The organism is Dongia deserti (genome assembly GCF_003574735.1).
Classification (GTDB): Bacteria; Pseudomonadota; Alphaproteobacteria; order Dongiales; family Dongiaceae; genus Dongia_A; species Dongia_A deserti.
This window is the reverse complement of sequence record NZ_QORW01000007.1, coordinates 309,451-325,509: the sequence shown is the minus strand read 5'-3', so window position 1 is coordinate 325,509 and position 16,059 is coordinate 309,451. Positions and strand designations below refer to the sequence as shown.

Below are 16,059 nucleotides of genomic sequence, written 5' to 3'. Positions count from 1 at the left end.
ATGCCAATGCGGATAAGCTTATCCATGGACGGCTCCCTTCAATGAGATCTGCAACGACCTCATTCTGGCACATCGATGCCGCGCGGGGGCCGTCCACACCATCACGAGTTTGCCTGAAACAGCACGTCGTCGCCCAACGAAACTCGCGGATGGTCGGACCACGTCCGACGGAGAAAGTTGCGGCGTCGCGTCAACTCACTTGCCATCGCGCGTCCGCTCCAACGTCCCTTCAAACTCCTGCGACGCGAAGCCGCCGCCTTGGTAGAAATCGCCGACTGGATCCGGCGCGAGCTTGGCCTGCCCTTCAAGGGCAACGCCAACCATGGTTTCTGCATCACCGCTCGGTTTGTACCCGTAGCGATAGGCAACGGAATTGTCCCACCAGCCGCGCGTGTTGTCCGACGCGCCGTAGAAGATCTCGTAGCGCAGGTCGGGATGCTCAAGCCCGATGCGGATCAGCTGCACCAGGTCCTCAGGCTTGAGCCAGATCGACAGGCGGCGCACGTCCCGTGGCGCCTCATCGACATTGCCGATCCTGAGGCACAGCACCTGGAGCCCGTATTTGTAGGCATAGAGTGCGCCAATCGCCTCGCCGCACGCCTTGCTGACGCCGTAGCGCGTGTCAGGCAGCGCCGTCACGTCGGTGGTGAGCCGCTGCGTGCGCGGATAGAAGCCGACCACATGATTGCTCGAGGCGAACACCACGCGTTTCAAGCCCTTGCGCCGCGCCGCCTCGAACAGATTGTAGGTGCCGTGGATGTTGGATTGCAGGATGGTTTCCCACGGGCCTTCGACCGAATGGCCGCCCATGTGGATGATGCCCTCCATCCCCTCGACCGCGCGCTCCACCTGTCGGATATCGGCGAGGTCGGCAGCGACGAACTCCTCCTCCGCGCGGAGATCCTTCGGCGCATTGAGATCACTGAGGCGCAGCTGCGGATAGATCGGCGGCAATAGCTTGCGCAGCCGTGAACCGACCCCGCCGCTCGCCCCCGTGAGCAGAACGCGTTGCATGCGCTCCTCCGTTATTGCGAGCCGAGCTTCTCGATCAGCGCCTTGAGGGCCGCCCGCTCCTCCGCCGTGCAATCCAGGAGCGGCGTGCGCACCGGCCCGGCGGAATGGCCGACCAAGTCGACGCCGGCCTTGACGATGCTAACCGCATAGCCGGCACGACGGTTGCGGATCCTGGAATAGGGCATGAAGAACTCGTCCAGCAGCCGGTTGGCGGTCCCGGCGTCGTCTGATGCGATGGCGCGATAGAACTGCACGGCCGTCTTCGGAATGAAGTTGAAGACCGCGGAAGAATAGACCGGAACGCCCATCGCCTTGTAGGGGGCCGCGAAGAACTCCGCCGTCGGCAGGCCGCCCAGATAGGCGAAGCGATCACCCATGCGGCGGCGCACCGCAACCATCAATTCCAGATCGCCGATACCGTCCTTGAAGCCGACCAAGTTGGGGCACTGCGCGGCCAGGCTTTCGAGCACGTCGGGACCCAGGCGGCACACGCCGCGATTATAGACGATGACGCCGATCTTCACCGACTTGCAGATCGCCGCGACATGGCGGGAGATGCCTTCCACATCCGCTTCGACGAGGTAGTGCGGCAGCACCAGCAGCCCTGCGGCACCGAGGCGCTCCGCTTCCTTGGCGTAAGCGATCGCCTGGCGCGTGCCGCAGCCGGTGCCGGCGATGATCGGCACTTTGCCTTTGCAGGTCTCGACCGCGGTTCCGATGACCGATGAGTACTCGTCCGTGGCCAGCGAGAAGAATTCGCCCGTGCCGCCCGCAGCAAACAAGGCGGTGGCGCCATACGGCATAAGCCATTCCAGGCGCGCGCGATAGCCGGCCGGGTTGAAATCACCTGCGGCATCGAAGTCGGTGACGGGAAAGGACATGAGGCCGCTGCTCAGGGCCGCTTTCAGTTCATTGGGATCCATTACGCTTCCTTGACTCATGCGCTATCCCTGTCGGTCATGGCGAGGCGCAGCCGCTCTCGCGAATTGCTCAAATGCAGCCGCATGGCGGAGCGTGCGGCATCGGCGTCCTGGCGCTTGATCGCCTGATAAATGTCTTCATGCTCGCGATTGACGCGGCGCAGGTATTCCTGCCGATCCGCTGCGAAATAGCGGAAGGTCTGCACCCGCGCGCGCGGGATCAGCAGAGAACCGAGATAGGTGAAGAGATGCGTGAAGTGCCGATTGCCGGTCGCCTCTGCAATGGTGCGGTGAAAATCGAAGTCGGGCGCCACGGCATCCTCCGAAGCGTCGATCGCGGCAGCCATGCGGTCGAGCGCATCGCGCATCGCCGCGAGATGTGTGTCGGTCCGGCGCTGCGCCGCCAGCGCCGCAGCATCGGTTTCGATGCCGATGCGCAATTCCAGAACCGCGATCACGTCCTTCAGCAGATTGAGATTGGCATTGTCGATGCGAAACGGCGGCGAGGGTTCGGCTTGCAGCACGAAAGCGCCGACGCCCTGCTGGGTCGCCACCAGGCCGGCGGCTCTTAGACTGGAGATCGCCTCGCGCACCACCGTGCGGCTGACCTTGAATTCCTCGATCAGGTCCTGCTCGGTCGGCAGGCGATCACCGGGCTTCAGTTCGCCAGCGCGGATGCGCTCCGTCAGCGCCTTGACCAATTGCGAGGTCAATGTTTCGCGTTGGGGCAACAGGCTCACTGAATTCCCTCCAAGAATGGAGCTTGGAGACCAAGCCCTGCCTCAACTCTTACCACCCTTCCACCTGTATGACAACTGACCCGCATTCGTCGCGACGCGATCGAGAATAGACCCCACTGCGCGGGCAGCATGGACCGCTGGCACGGCGCCAGATGAGTTGTAGCTGATTGAAGTGACGCCGGTTATTGGAAAACGGACGGATTCGCTTTTGGAGGATTGAACACACTAGGCACCAGTTGTATGATGACCAGACAATACGCTCAACGCCGCGCACGAGACGCGGGACAAACGCCGGCTCTGACCGGACAAACCAAGCGGGAGGAACATCATGGCTTTCAACAGACGGATTTTCATGACGGCAGCGGCTCTGTCCTTGCTGTGGGCGCAGGCTGCTGTGGCGCAGGACAAGATCGTTCTGAAATCGTCTGACGTGCACCCGGAGGGTTACCCTACGGTGGCCGCCGTGCAGAGCATGGGCAAGAAGCTCGAAGCGGCCACGAATGGCCGGCTCTCCATCCAGGTCTATCCGTCGATGCAGCTCGGTGGCGAGAAGGAGACGCTGGAGATGGCGCAGCTCGGCGCCCTGGCGCTGACGCGCGTGAGCGTCGGTGTGATGGGCCCGATCGTGGACAACCTCAACGTCTTCAATCTGCCGTTCGTCTTCCGCGATATCGACCACATGCACAAGGCCATCGACGGCGAGATCGGGCAGAAGCTACTCAAGGAAATCGATGATCATCCCACCGCCGGTCTGATCGGCTTGGCCTGGATGGATGCGGGCGCCAGGAGCGTCTACAACAGCAAGCGTCCGGTCGCCACGCTCGAGGACATGCAGGGCCTCAAGATCCGGACCATGGGCAACCCGATGTTCGTGGATATGGCAAACGCGATGGGCGCCAACGGCGTGGCGATGGGGTACGACCAGCTGGTCAATGCCTTGCAGACCGGCGTGGTCGACGGGGCGGAGAACAATTATCCCAGCTACTCCACCGGCCAGCACTACAACTACGCCCCATACTACTCGACGACCCAGCATCTGATCATTCCCGAGATCCTCGTCATCTCGAAGAAGGTCTGGGAGACGCTGTCGCCCGACGACCAGGCGCTGATCCGGAAGTTCGCCAAGGAGGCTCAGCTCGAGGAGCGCAAGCTGTGGGCCGAGCAGGAGCAGAAGGCGCTCGAGAACATGAAGAAGAATAACGTCACGATCACCGAGATATCGCCTGCGGAAAAGAAGCGGTTCCAGGAAGCGATGAAGCCCGTGTGGGATAAATACGGCTCCAAATACGCCGAACTCGTGAAGCAGATCCAAGCCGTCCAGTAGGGACGACCGATCGAGGGTCGACGCGGCCTGGCCTGGGCAGGACGCGCCGACCCTTTTTCTCGAGATTTGGGAGAGGCCGCATGAGGGCGACGTACTTTCGGCTGATGGATGTGCTGCACCGCATCTGCATGCTGATCGCCGCAATCTGCTTGGTGGCGATCACGCTCATCATCCCCTGGAGCGTGTTCACGCGTTACGTTCTTCAGTCCGCCGCTTCCTGGCCGGAGCCGATGGCGGTGCTCCTGATGATCTGGTTCGCCTTCACCGCTGCGGCGCTGTGCTATCGCGAGAAACTGCACATCACCGTCAACATTCTGCCGCGCATCGTACACGGTCCGGCGGCGCGCGTACTCGCCTGGATCGCGGAGATCCTGATGGGCAGCGCCAATCTCTTCGTCCTGATCTATGGTGTCAGGCTGGTGCAGACGACGTGGCATCAGGTGATCGCCGAGTTCCCGGTGGTCTCGACCGGCGTGTCCTATCTGCCGATCCCGCTCGGGGGCGGCATCATCGTTCTCTTCGTGATCGAGCAGCTGTTGCGCGGGCCGCGCTTTACCGAGCCGATGGCGGAACTCCGCAGCGCAGCGCCAATCGACGAGCGTCAGGCATGACTCTCGTCATCCTGCTCGGCAGCTTTGTTGTCTTCGCCTTCCTGGGCGTGCCGGTCGCCTATTCCCTCGGCCTCGCCGCGATCGCCGCCGCCTGGTGGAGCGGCATTCCGCTGGAAGCCGTGATGCTGAAGATCTCCGATGGCGCCGACAATTTCGGGCTGCTGGCGATTCCCTTTTTCATTCTTGCCGGCGCCATCATGGGCGAAGGAGGAATGGCGGAACGTCTGGTCAACCTGGCGAAAATCTTCGTCGGCTTCATCCGCGGCGGGCTGGCGCTGGTCAACATCCTTGCCTCGGCCTTCTTCGGCGCGCTCTCGGGCTCTTCCGTTGCGGACACCGCCTCGATCGGCACCGTGATGATCCCGCAGATGATCAAGAACGGCTACCCGCGCTTGTTCGCCGTCAACGTGACCTGCGCCGGATCGCTGCAGCCGCTGTTGATCCCGCCCTCGCACAACGCGGTGATCTATTCCCTGGCGGCCGGCGGCTTCGTGCCGATCGGCGCGCTCTTTCTGGCCGGCGCCATACCCGGTTTCCTGATCGGGATCGCGTTGATGGCGCTGTGCCTTCTGATTGCGCGGCGGGACAACTATCCGAAGGGCGAGCTGATCGGCTGGCGCGAAGCCATCAAGATCGCGATCGACTCGTTCTGGGGCCTGCTCACGATTTTCATCATCCTGGGTGGAATCATCGGCGGCGTCTTCACGCCCACCGAAGCCGCAGCGGTGGCATGCGTCTATGCCTTTATCATCACGATGTTCGTCTATCGCGACTACAAGTGGAGCGAGCTGCATCTGCTGGTCGGCCGCGTGGTTCGCACGGTCGGCATCGTCATGATCCTGATCGGCTTCTCGTCCGCCTTCGGCTACATGATGGCAATTCTGCAGGTGCCGCGCCTGGCCGCCGACTTCTTTCTCGGGATGGTGGAGAGCAAGGTCGCGCTGCTGCTCCTTATCAACATCCTGCTGCTCTTCTTCGGCACCTTCATGGATATGGCGCCGATGCTGCTGATCGCCACCCCGATATTTCTGCCGATCGTGACGAAGTTCGGGGTTGATCCGGTTCATTTCGGCATCATCATGATTCTCAATCTCGGGGTCGGGCTGTTGACGCCGCCGGTCGGTTCGACGCTGGCGGTCGGATGCGCGGTTGGTAAGGTGTCGATGGAGGCATTGTCGAAAAGCATGATCATTTTCTACGTTCCCCTTCTGATCGTGCTTGCGCTCGTCACCTACGTGCCAGCCCTGTCGCTTTGGCTGCCCAGCCTGTTCCAATAGCGGGACTTGCGCTGGCGCCCCCCGCCGCAGGAAAGCGAAGACGCGGAAGAGGAATGAGCATGTCACTGCGCCGCATCGGCATCGTCGGCCTCGGCATGGCGGTGGCCCCGCATGCCAGGAGCCTGCTCGATCTCAAGGATCGCGTGCAGGTTGCCCGTGCCTTCAGCCCGAGCGCGGAGCGGCGGCGCGCGTTCGCCGACCGCTTTGGCTTTCCGCTCGCCGACAGCCTTGAGGCGGTTCTATCGGACAGCGGCGTCGATGCGGTCCTGATCCTGACGCCGCCCAACACGCATCTCGAGCTTGTCCGGCGCGCCGCGGAGGCCGGCAAGCACATCCTTCTGGAAAAGCCGCTCGAGATATCGACCGAGCGCGCTCTGGAGGTCGTCCGCGTCTGCCGCACCTGCGGCGTGACGCTCGGAGTCGTCCTGCAGCACCGGTTCCGCCCGGTGGCGCAAAAGATGGCGGGCCTGCTGAAGGCAGGTGAGTTGGGGCAAATTCTCGGTGCCTCGGCCAGCATCCGGCTCTGGCGCCCGCAGTCCTACTATGACGAACCCGGCCGCGGCACGAAGGCACGGGACGGCGGTGGCGTCTTGCTGACCCAGGGCATCCATACGCTGGATCTTCTGGTGTCGCTGGTCGGGCAGGCTGCCGACGTCATGTCGTACGTCACCACCACGCCGATTCACAGGATGGAAACCGAGGATCTCGTGGCTGCCGCTGTGCGGTATCGCAATGGTGCTTTGGGCACCATCGAAGCCACGACAGCCGCTTTCCCCGGTTATCCCGAACGCATCGACATCATGGGCGAGCTGGGACACGCCGCCATTTCAGGAACGTCGCTGCACGTCGCGTTTATCGACGGTCGCAAGGTCGAGGTAGCCTCGGACAGCATGGCGGGCGGGACCGGGGCGGACCCCATGGCATTTCCCCACGATTATCACCGCGCGCTGATCACCGATTTCCTGGATGCGCTGGATGGCGGCACGGCTCCCACCGTGACGGGCGAAGAGGCGCTCAAGGTTCACATGCTGATCAATGCGATTGTCGAAAGCGGCCAGTCCGGCATGCCCGTGAGCGTGCCCAGCGCGTAGACGCGTCCCTCCACGATACGCCGTCGGTTGCGCGTTCTTTCTCGGTCACTCGAGCGTGAACCATTGCACCTCGACGCGCCGGTTGAGGTCGCTGTCGGAGCCGGCAGGCTCCTCCCAGCCGCGGCCAACGATCTCAATCCGTGTCCGATCGATATCCTTGTGCTTCTCCAGCAGGGCCGCGCGGACCGCTTCGGCACGCTCTTTCGACAGTTCCATCGCCTGCAGGGCCATGGTCTTGACCAACTGTTCCCCGCCCTGCCTGCGAAACTCTTCGATGCGCGCATTATCGACGTGACCGCGCAGCAGGACCATAGATCCCGGACTGACCTGCAGGAATGACTTGATCGTGTCCAGATACTCCAGATTCTGCTTTGCCTGGCGATCGAGCTCCGCCGAATTCGGCTCAAAGAAGAACCGGATATCCTTACTCAGCAGCGGGTCGCCTTCGAGCTGCTGGCGCGCCGTATTGCGGATGGGAGCGATCGCCACTACCTGATCGGTGAACCTGCCTTCGGCCTGCAACGCCTTTAGATGGGCGAGATCGATAAAGCGCTCGCCATCGATCGGATTGCGGATGCGGCTTCCGTAGGCCAGCACAGAAGCCTGATAGATGCCGGAGAAAGATCCCGCCGCATCGATGGTGCCGTCGAAGAATGCCAGGTTCTCGGGCAGGTTCGACAGATGGACTCGCGAAAGCTCGTCGCGTGTGTCCGCCTCGCTCCAACCGAAGGCTTTGGCGACCACACCGATATGCTGATCCGTCCCATCGCGCAGCAGGCGATTGCCTTCCAGAACACCGTGGGCGATACCCTGCACCATCTTCGGATTGGCCTGAGCGAACGCTTTGTTGACCGTCAGGATATCCGCCACGATCAGTAGATTCCGGTTGGAGACCAGCATCTTCGCCTTGCCGCCGGAGCCTTCGATCACCTCGTCCGTTCGCGGTGTCCAGCCGACGCAGCCGTTGAGGCGCGGCTTCGCGCTTGCCAGCTCAAACGCGTATGCATCGCAGGCGACGAAGGCATCCTCGTAGAACACCAGCCCGATCTCTCGCGGTCCGGGACGCGCATCGAGATCGCGCAGCAGCTTGACTGCAAGGCCGGCCTCCTGTGCCAAATACCGGAGGAAGAACTCGCTTTCATTGAACTGGGATCCGGCCAGAGTCTTGCCCGCGAGAGCGTTGATGTTGGCAATGCCCTGATCGACGACGATCATGTCGGCGCCGCGCGAGAATCCGAACTGAAGCGGCACGGCGACGTCGAACTGGCGCCCCAGCACCGCAAGCACATCCGTCGTGGTCGCCGCGGCGGCGAAGCGGCCGTTGTTCAACTTGCCCCAGGTCTCCTCCTCCGAGATGGAGATCTTGACCTGGAACCCGTACTGCTTCGCGAAGAATGAGTCGGGATTGGGCTCAAGGCCGCCATTGGCCACAATGAGGCCGCTATAGCCGGCATATTCGCTGATATCGATCTCAACCACATCGTTCTTGGGCACATAGGCCGCCGGAAGCTCGAGCGTTGGACTGCCGGGTGCAGGCTCGATGGGCGCTGGCGCCTCTCCTTCCTGCTGCGCCACCGGCGCGACATCCGTTTGTGACTGTGACTGCGACCGCGATGGAGACGGCAACATCCCACCCTGCTCGAAATAGAGCCAAGCGCCGAGCCCGACCACCCCCAAGCCCAACAGCACCGTGATGATGATGCCGATCGGTGACCGGCCGCTACGCCTTTCCATGGTCATTGCAATTCCCCTGCACGCTTGCCGGCACGCTGCCGGCTTGGTGATCCACTTTGCCCGGATCCAAACGGATCCGGCGTGATGATGTCGAGCTCTCCGAAGATTTCCTGCTGGTCCTTGAGCCAACGTCCAGACTCGCTGAGGAAGGTCGCGAGCGCGTCCACCGAGCGCCTGATGGCCGTCGGATCGGAGGTCATGAGCGCCTGGTCGCGGATCAAGGCAAGCTGCTCCCTGATACGATCGAGCTCCGCGTCCAGCACGTCCAGTCGTCTCCGCGCCTCAGCTTGGATGGCCAGACGTTGCTCGGCGATGCTGGCCTGATCCTCAAGTGCTTTGCGCAAATCCTTGTCAATGTTCGGCTGCGACAGTCTCTGCCGAAGCTCTTTGACCTGCGACGGCAGCGGCGCCCCGGAACCGCTGTCGCTGCTGGCGACGACCGCTTCCGCCGCCGACCGCGCTGCCATCAAGCGCAGGTGCAGGTCCGCCAGCTGCCACACGCCGCGAATGTGTTCCTCCCCTGCGTTCGCTGATTCGAGCACGCGCTGGAGTTCGGCGCACTGCCGCTCAAGCTTCGCCTGACGCTCCTTGCCATCCTCGTCGAGGCGGTTTCGCATTGCTGCTTCGTCGTTCGGACGAGCCGGCTGGTTCATTGCGTCGACCGCCTGTTGGAAGCGCCGATTGCCTGCGATCAGCCCAGTCATGACCAATGTCGCGCCGCCGCCGATCATGTAGAAGGCGGGATCAATGAAGTAGCCAAGCAACGCAGCGGCCGCCAGTCCGAACCAGAGCGGTGGAATGGGCATGCCCCACGGGCGCGCGTTGAACGCCCGCCAAAGATATCTACCCCAACGCACCAGATGCTCCATCGGCAAGCTTGCGCAAGGGCTCAGGCACAAACGCAAGCTCTGTCGCTTCCCTGACGGCGAGTTGCATCTGGAAGCGTAGCACGTCCTCCGGCACCGGCGGCTGATAGTCCGTGACGCAGGCCTCGATGGCCGCGGTCGGCTCGAGCGACTGCGTGCGTGCGATCCGATAGGCCTTCGCAGCGATCGCTTCGGCAGCACCCGGCGTCAGGAGCAGTGGCAGCTTGTCGCCAAGTCGCAGCAGCTGCTCTTCGCTGGCGTCCAACCCCACGCGCCGGCAGAGCGCGCGGAGCAGCCGGGCGCTCTCATCAGGCTTTGTTGTCGGGAACAGCGGGATCTTCACATCGACCCGGCCGGGGCGCTTGAGATCGACCTCTATCAGGTCCGGGCGGGAAGAGGCCAGAATCCAGATAACGCGCCCGCGGGTAGTGGAATCCCCCATCTCCTGCGCGATCATGGCATAGAGACGGCCCGATAGCCCGCTATCGCTCGAATCCGTGTTGCGCCGGCCGAGCGCCTGGTCCGCTTCGTCGATGAACACCATGCAGCGGCCGAGCGCGCGGACAAGACCAATGATCTTTTCCAGATTGCCTTCGCTGGACCCTACCCAACGGTCGCGGAAGTTCTTCAGCTTCACGACCGGCACACCGACCTCGCCCGCCAGGCATTCGACGAGGTAGGTCTTGCCGGTGCCGACCGGCCCGCAGATGAGGTAGCCCTTTGGCAACGCCTTGATGTCGCCGGCGTGCCAGAGCGCAGCATCCTGTCGCAACCACGCCTTGAGCGGCTCTTGCCCTTCATAGTCGGCAAGCGTACGTTTCGATTCGATGAACTCGATGAGCCCGCTGCTCTCGCGTTCGACCAGCTCCTTCTTGATGCCGACGAGATCGGCTGGCTGGATCGGGCGACGCTGGTGCGCCCGCTGCTTGCACATCGCCTCGACGGCAACCACGGCCACGCCGGTCAAAGCCGCGGCGATCCTGGCATCGTCGCCACCTGCGGCTCCAAAAGCCTCCGGGTGGTCACGCTTCAACAAGGTCAGGGCGGTCGTCAAGGTCTCGACTGACGGCAGCGGCACCTTGATCTTGGCGGCTCGTGGATTGAGCGCGACGGAGGGGTGCAGGTCGTTCAGATTGTCGGCGATGAGCAGGCTTACGAAGGGCAGATCGCAGAACGGCGCTTCGCTGGCCCAGTCCCGCAGCAGGCTGGCAATTCCGCCGAACTCGTAATTCCACCCTCCTGTCGCCGGCACGATCTCGTCGGCTCCGCGCAGGAGGCAAGCCACGTGCGGCGGCTCGCCCCGGCGCAGCGCCCGCAGGTTGGCGACATAGCGCAGATATGAGCTGACCAGTTCGATCGCCGCCAATGGCTGGCGCACGCCCTGCTCGAGCGAACGAGCCCCGCTCCACTCTCCAAGGAGCTCCGCGCCGCGGACGACACGCAAGCCGTTGCCCAGGTCAAAGGTGAAAATGACCTGGAATCCCGAGAGCAGCTCGGTCTCGATGAACCTGACGAGATTGACCAGGGCACCGTTCAGCGGGACCCGGTCGTGAACGTTGCCGGACAGAATGAACTGGCCCTGCGCGGTGCTCTCATACGCGAGCGCGATTTCGGCGGCCCAGCCAGGCGCCTCCGACGGTAGCGGCATCTAGCTCTTCTCCGCTGTCCCCTCCGCCGCTCTGGTCTCACCGGCACTTCCCATCATGCGGGGCGCGGCTTGGCTCGGCTGCGCCGATTCGAGCGCCAAGCCTTCGCGAGCGGCGAAGTCCGCCAGCGCCTGATCGGCGAGGGCATTCATCTCCGCTTCCTTGAGATTGATCTCCGTCATATCGATGGAGTCCTTGGCCACGCGCGCCCGGCCGGCGGCCTTCTGCCGTTCCTCCTCCACCATCTCGTGCAGGCGATTGAGCGTGTCCCCGCTGCCTCCGATCTCGCCAATCATGCCGGCAGCCATCTCATGCATTTCGGCCATCGCGGACTTCATGCGCATGTCGGCGATGGCGCCGCGCAGGTTCTCGATCTTTGCCCGCGCCGTCGAAATCGCCACGTCCCTCGCCTTGATCATGTCATTGTAGGTCCGTTCGGCCTGCTCGAGCTGAGTTCTGTTCTCCGCGAGTTCGCGTTCCACTGTTTGCAGGCGCAGTGCGTATTGCGCGGCCGCGGTCCGGTTGCCGGACTTGAGCAAGGCGGAAGTCTTGGCCTTGAGGTCGTTCTGGTCGCTTTCAAGCTTTCGGACCTGACCCATGAGGCGTTCGGCCAGCGCGGCGTGCGAGGCGAGGCCCTGATTGAAGCTGCTGATCTGCTTGCGGAGGTTCTCCTTTTCGAGCTCCAGTAGCGCCTCAGGGTTCTGCCGCTCGACGCTTCCGATGAACATGTTGAGAAACGCCTTGAGCAAATTGGCGATGCGCCCGAGCATGACCCCCTCCTCCCTTAACATGTTGCCGCCCAAATGGCCCTAGCGGCAGTTAACTACCACAAGACTGCCATCTAACCTGGTGCCGTTCCAGGCAAAACATCCCATCTGGCATGGCACCCTCCTGGTCAGTCGCCCTCCGCGCTCGGCTAGTTCAATCCGATCGGCAGGTCTGCGTGCCAGGGCAGGAAGACCGTGACAATCGTGCCCCTGCCCTTTTCGCTCACCAGCGACAGCGACCCGCCATGCAGCTCCGCCAGCGACTTTACCAGCGGCAGGCCGAGGCCCGTGCCCTTGGTTTTCTTGGTGAGGTCGGACTCGATCTGGCCGTAGAGCTCGAAGGCCTTGGCGGCCTCCGCCTCGGTCATGCCGATGCCGGTGTCGGCGATCGAGATGTGGATGCCGTCGCCACCGTTGCGCGTGACCTCGATCGTCACCGATCCCTCCGCCGGGGTGAACTTGAGCGCGTTGGAGAGTAGGTTGAGCAGGATCTGGCGGATGGCGCGGGGATCGGCGTGCAGGATCGGGCAATCATTGGCGACGTCGGAGCGGAGCGCCACGCTGCGATCGTCGGCCATCTTGCGCACCGATTCCGCCGCCTGATAGACCACCTGCTCGGTCGGCACCGCTTCGATGTGCAACTCCATCTTGCCGGCCTCGATCTTCGAGAGATCGAGCAGGTCATTGATCAGCGACAGGAGGTGCCCGCCGCCCTGGTTGATGAACTCGATATATTCGCGGTACTTCGTCGGCTGCAGCGGACCAAACGCCTCGTTGAGGATCAGCTCCGAGAAGCCATTGATGGCGTTGAGCGGCGTGCGCAGCTCGTGCGCCATGTTGGCGAGGAACTGGGACTTGGTGATATTGGCCACATCGGCCGCGTGCCGCGCCTCTTCCAGTTGCTTGGCCAGAACCATCAGTTCGCCTGACCGGGCTTCGAGGTCGTCCTTGGCCTCCTGCAGCTCGGTCTCGCGCTGCTTCTGCGCGGTCATGTCGGCGCGGATGCTCACGTAGCCGCCGCTGCCGGTTGGGTGATGGCTGACCATCAAGCAGCGATCGCCTGCCAGTTCGCTTTCGCCGACGAAGGCTTGGCCGCTCGCAAAGCACGACATCCAGAGCCTGACGAAGGCGTCCACCGCCTCCGGGCCCTCGACGCCGGGATATTCGCCGTGTTCGGCGCCGTAGCGCAGCATGTCCTCCAGCTTGGCGCCCGGCTCGGCTAGATGACCGGAGATCGGATAGAGCTGCCGCAGGCGGCTGTTGACGACGACATACCGCATTTCGGAATCGAACAGGGCGAAGCCTTCGTTGATGCTCTCGATAGCTTCGCGCAGCCGCGCCTCCGCCTGCCTGATGTCGGTGACATCGGTCAAGATGCAGACGCAGCCGCCGTCCGGCGTACGACGCTCCGTGACGCGCATCCACTGCCCGCCTTGCAGTTCGGTCTCGAACGGCGCCTCGGGCGGATTGCGGTGCCGCTCGATGCGACGGCGCAGCCATCCTTCACGGTCGCCCGCCGACTCCTTCGGCGCATGCTCCGAATCCGCCAGCACCTGCATGATCTCTTCGAACGTGCGGCCGACCGGATCGCCGAGTCCCACCTGCATGTCGCGGTGCAGGAAGCCCTGGTTGCACAGGACCAGGCGATCCTCGGCATCGAACAGAGCAAAGCCGCTATCCATCGCGCTGATGGCCGTGGTCAGCCTCTGCTCCGCCAGCTTGATCTTGGTCACGTCGCTCCAGATGCCGACATAGCCGCCATCCGACGTGCGCCGTTCGCTGATGCGCATCCAGCGGCCGCCGTTCCACTGAACCTCCAGGGGTGAGACCGGTGGGTTGCGGTGCAGCTCCATGCGGCGCGCGATCCAGGCTTCCGCGTCGAAGCCGGGCTCCCTGGTCGCGATTCCCCCGTGATAGGCGAAGGCGCGCACGATCTCCTCGAACTTGCGCCCGGTGACGTTGCTGCCCAGGACTTTTCGCGTGCCGTCGTCGAGGAAGCCATCGTTATAGACAAGGACGCGGTCCTCGGGATCGAACAGAGCGAAGCCGTCCTCCATGACGCTGATGGCGGCATGCAGCCGCTCGTTGCTGGCCGCCAACGCCTTTGTCATGTGTTCGGCGATACCGGTCGCGCGCTCGCGCAGCGACTGCAGGTTCGCGATCAGCGCGGCGAGCAGCGTCGCCAGCAACACGATCGTGCAGCTGACGAGAACAGGCACTCTGCGGCTCTCCGCGGGGAAGTGCGGGCCGACATGCCAGCGCATCGTGAAAGGCTGGTCAACCAGTGGCAGCGTCGTCACTTTGCGCCAGCCCGCGCCTGCCGCATGGTAGGCACCGCCGGAAATGGTCGACAGCAGGAAACGATCAGGATCGACGGACGCGCCTTCGAAAATCTCGGCATAGATTTGGTCCGACAGTCCGCCGAGCGCGGAGCGGAAGAAGTCGGCGGTCATGAACGGAGCGAAGACCCAGCCGCGGAACCGCGCCCGCCGCTCTTCAACCGTCGTGATCGGCCCCACCCCCTTGTAGACCGGCAAGAAGTAGAGAAAACCCGGGCGGCGGAGCGGATCCTGCAGCAACTGGAGCTGCGTCGTGATGGCAGGGAGTCCGCTATCGCGCGCGTTGATGGCGGCGGCGCGGCGCGCTGGTTCTGATGAGACGTCGACGCCAATCATGCCGGCGTTCTGCGCTGCGGGCTCGAGATAAAGAACGATGAAGTGCTCATCTTGCGGCGCGCGCGTATTGACGACGTCGGGATAGGATTTCAGCTCCAGGTTCGGCGCACTGTCGAAACGCTCCCAGATCAGGAACTCCTGCAGATGATCCGGTTGAACCGGCACAACGAGGCCCAGCCCCATCACCCCCGGGTAGTGCTCCATCAACGACATGGAAGCAGAGAACTCGCGCCACTCGTTGCGCGTCACGCGCTCGCTCGCCTGATACATGCTGGCGCCGGCGCGCAAGGCGTTGGTGTAGATGGTCATGCGCTCGCGCACGCGGTCCGACGCGGTCTGGATCAATTGTTCGAACCGAACATCGTCCAGGTGGTTCAGCTCTCGCCGCTCCACGACAAAGGCGCCAGCCGCCACCGCGACTCCCACCATCAGCACCACCACCGGAAGCTGGAGCTTCAGTGGCTTCAAGTCGGCGAACAACAGGGAGACCAGTGCCAGGACCGCGAGGAACGCCTGCATGTTGAGCATGGCGTCGTTCAGGTTCTCTTCGACGAAGGCGCCGACGCCGGTTACGGTGATGGCAGTCAACGGAACCGCGATGGCGAGGAGGCTCCAAGCCGCCCCGCGCAGACCGAACCAGTGGCCAGCCAGGATCACCGCCGGAAAGGCGAGGAAGATCGCGACCGAGGCATCGCCGCCAGCACGACTGAGCACCAGAACGAACGTTATCGCGAGCGCCAGCACAGCCAGGCGCAGCAGCGTCGCCCGCAGCCCGAGCTGGCTTGCGTGGCGGGCCCGCAATGCGACCAAGGCGGGCGTGATGATCAGGATGCCGAGCGCATCGCCGACCCACCAGGTGAACCAGGCGCTGGCCAGTCGATCGACCGATAGTCCGCCAAAGAAGAACGCGGCGCCGACGCCGAGTGCCGTACCGACCAATGTCGCCCACAAAGCGGCGAGCACGATGCCGAGGACGCGCGCGACAATGAAGTTGTCGCCGTATCGCCCCACCAGGCGGTGCACGATCAGGCCGCCGACCAGACCCTCCAGCGTACTGCCGGTCGCGCTGATGATCGCAACGATCTGGCTTTCACCGAAAATGCTCGCTGAAAGCGCGCCGATGAAAACCGCCGGCCACAGGCGCGGGCCGAAGAAGCGGATCAGCGCGACGGCGAGGCCCGACGCCGGCCAGACTGGAGAAACGCCAAGTTCGGGGCTGTAGAACTGGAGGCCAAGCCTGGCGAGCGCGTAATAGCCGAGCGCGCCCAGCCCCACAGCCATCCAGTATGGCAGGGACCAGGAATCGAAGCGCACTCTTTCATGTAGGAATGACCAGTTCATCCCTTTCGCCAGGCGAGGTCGGAAAGGCGTGGGGAATCCTGAACGGGAGTGGT

The 16,059-nt window shown here is 63.5% G+C and carries 12 protein-coding genes; 4 read left to right on the top strand and 8 right to left on the bottom strand.

Features of this window, described 5'->3' with window-relative positions; genetic code table 11:
- Positions 1-195: 195 nt before the first annotated feature.
- Genes DTX69_RS13575 through DTX69_RS13565 form a run of 3 tightly spaced genes read right to left on the bottom strand, consistent with a single transcriptional unit; the run spans position 196 to position 2,674 of the window.
- A complete protein-coding gene (locus DTX69_RS13575) occupies positions 196-1,014 on the bottom strand; it encodes an NAD-dependent epimerase/dehydratase family protein (RefSeq protein WP_119302065.1) in 819 nt (272 codons plus the stop codon).
- Positions 1,015-1,025: 11 nt separating this feature from the next.
- Positions 1,026-1,955 (bottom strand): 5-dehydro-4-deoxyglucarate dehydratase, encoded by a 930-nt coding sequence (gene kdgD, locus DTX69_RS13570; protein ID WP_284735751.1) that lies wholly within the window; start codon positions 1,953-1,955, stop codon positions 1,026-1,028.
- A complete protein-coding gene (locus DTX69_RS13565) occupies positions 1,952-2,674 on the bottom strand; it encodes a FadR/GntR family transcriptional regulator (RefSeq protein ID WP_119302063.1) in 723 nt (240 codons plus the stop codon). The genes kdgD and DTX69_RS13565 overlap by 4 nt, the downstream gene beginning before the upstream one ends.
- A 328-nt stretch (positions 2,675-3,002) precedes the next feature.
- On the opposite strand from DTX69_RS13565, the gene DTX69_RS13560 reads away from it, so the two are divergent.
- The 4 genes from DTX69_RS13560 (at position 3,003) to DTX69_RS13545 (ending at position 6,977) form a co-directional block, all read left to right on the top strand.
- Positions 3,003-3,998 carry a TRAP transporter substrate-binding protein gene (locus DTX69_RS13560; RefSeq protein ID WP_284735750.1) on the top strand — a complete coding sequence of 332 codons (996 nt, stop codon included), beginning with the start codon at positions 3,003-3,005 and terminating at the stop codon, positions 3,996-3,998.
- Between the two features lie 80 nt (positions 3,999-4,078).
- Positions 4,079-4,609 (top strand): TRAP transporter small permease, encoded by a 531-nt coding sequence (locus tag DTX69_RS13555; protein ID WP_119302062.1) that lies wholly within the window; start codon positions 4,079-4,081, stop codon positions 4,607-4,609.
- A complete protein-coding gene (locus tag DTX69_RS13550; protein WP_119302061.1) occupies positions 4,606-5,886 on the top strand; it encodes a TRAP transporter large permease in 1,281 nt (426 codons plus the stop codon). Before DTX69_RS13555 ends, DTX69_RS13550 begins: the two co-directional genes overlap by 4 nt.
- A gap of 59 nt (positions 5,887-5,945) precedes the next feature.
- The gene (locus DTX69_RS13545) at positions 5,946-6,977 is read left to right on the top strand and encodes a Gfo/Idh/MocA family protein (protein ID WP_119302060.1); all 1,032 of its coding nucleotides are present in this window, start codon (positions 5,946-5,948) and stop codon (positions 6,975-6,977) included.
- A gap of 45 nt (positions 6,978-7,022) precedes the next feature.
- Here DTX69_RS13545 and DTX69_RS13540 read toward each other — a convergent pair whose 3' ends face one another.
- From DTX69_RS13540 to DTX69_RS13520, 5 genes are all read right to left on the bottom strand, one after another.
- Positions 7,023-8,717 (bottom strand): phosphate ABC transporter substrate-binding/OmpA family protein, encoded by a 1,695-nt coding sequence (locus tag DTX69_RS13540; protein WP_119302059.1) that lies wholly within the window; start codon positions 8,715-8,717, stop codon positions 7,023-7,025.
- Positions 8,714-9,580, bottom strand: a complete 867-nt coding sequence (locus DTX69_RS13535; RefSeq protein WP_162917141.1) for an AAA family ATPase — start codon at positions 9,578-9,580, stop codon at positions 8,714-8,716. The genes DTX69_RS13540 and DTX69_RS13535 overlap by 4 nt, the downstream gene beginning before the upstream one ends.
- A complete protein-coding gene (locus DTX69_RS13530) occupies positions 9,555-11,225 on the bottom strand; it encodes an AAA family ATPase (protein WP_119302057.1) in 1,671 nt (556 codons plus the stop codon). Before DTX69_RS13530 ends, DTX69_RS13535 begins: the two co-directional genes overlap by 26 nt.
- Complete coding sequence (locus tag DTX69_RS13525; RefSeq protein ID WP_162917140.1) at positions 11,226-11,993, bottom strand: PspA/IM30 family protein; 768 nt, start codon at positions 11,991-11,993, stop codon at positions 11,226-11,228.
- 146 nt (positions 11,994-12,139) lie between these two features.
- The gene (locus tag DTX69_RS13520) at positions 12,140-16,006 is read right to left on the bottom strand and encodes a PAS-domain containing protein (RefSeq protein WP_119302055.1); all 3,867 of its coding nucleotides are present in this window, start codon (positions 16,004-16,006) and stop codon (positions 12,140-12,142) included.
- Positions 16,007-16,059: the final 53 nt, after the last annotated feature.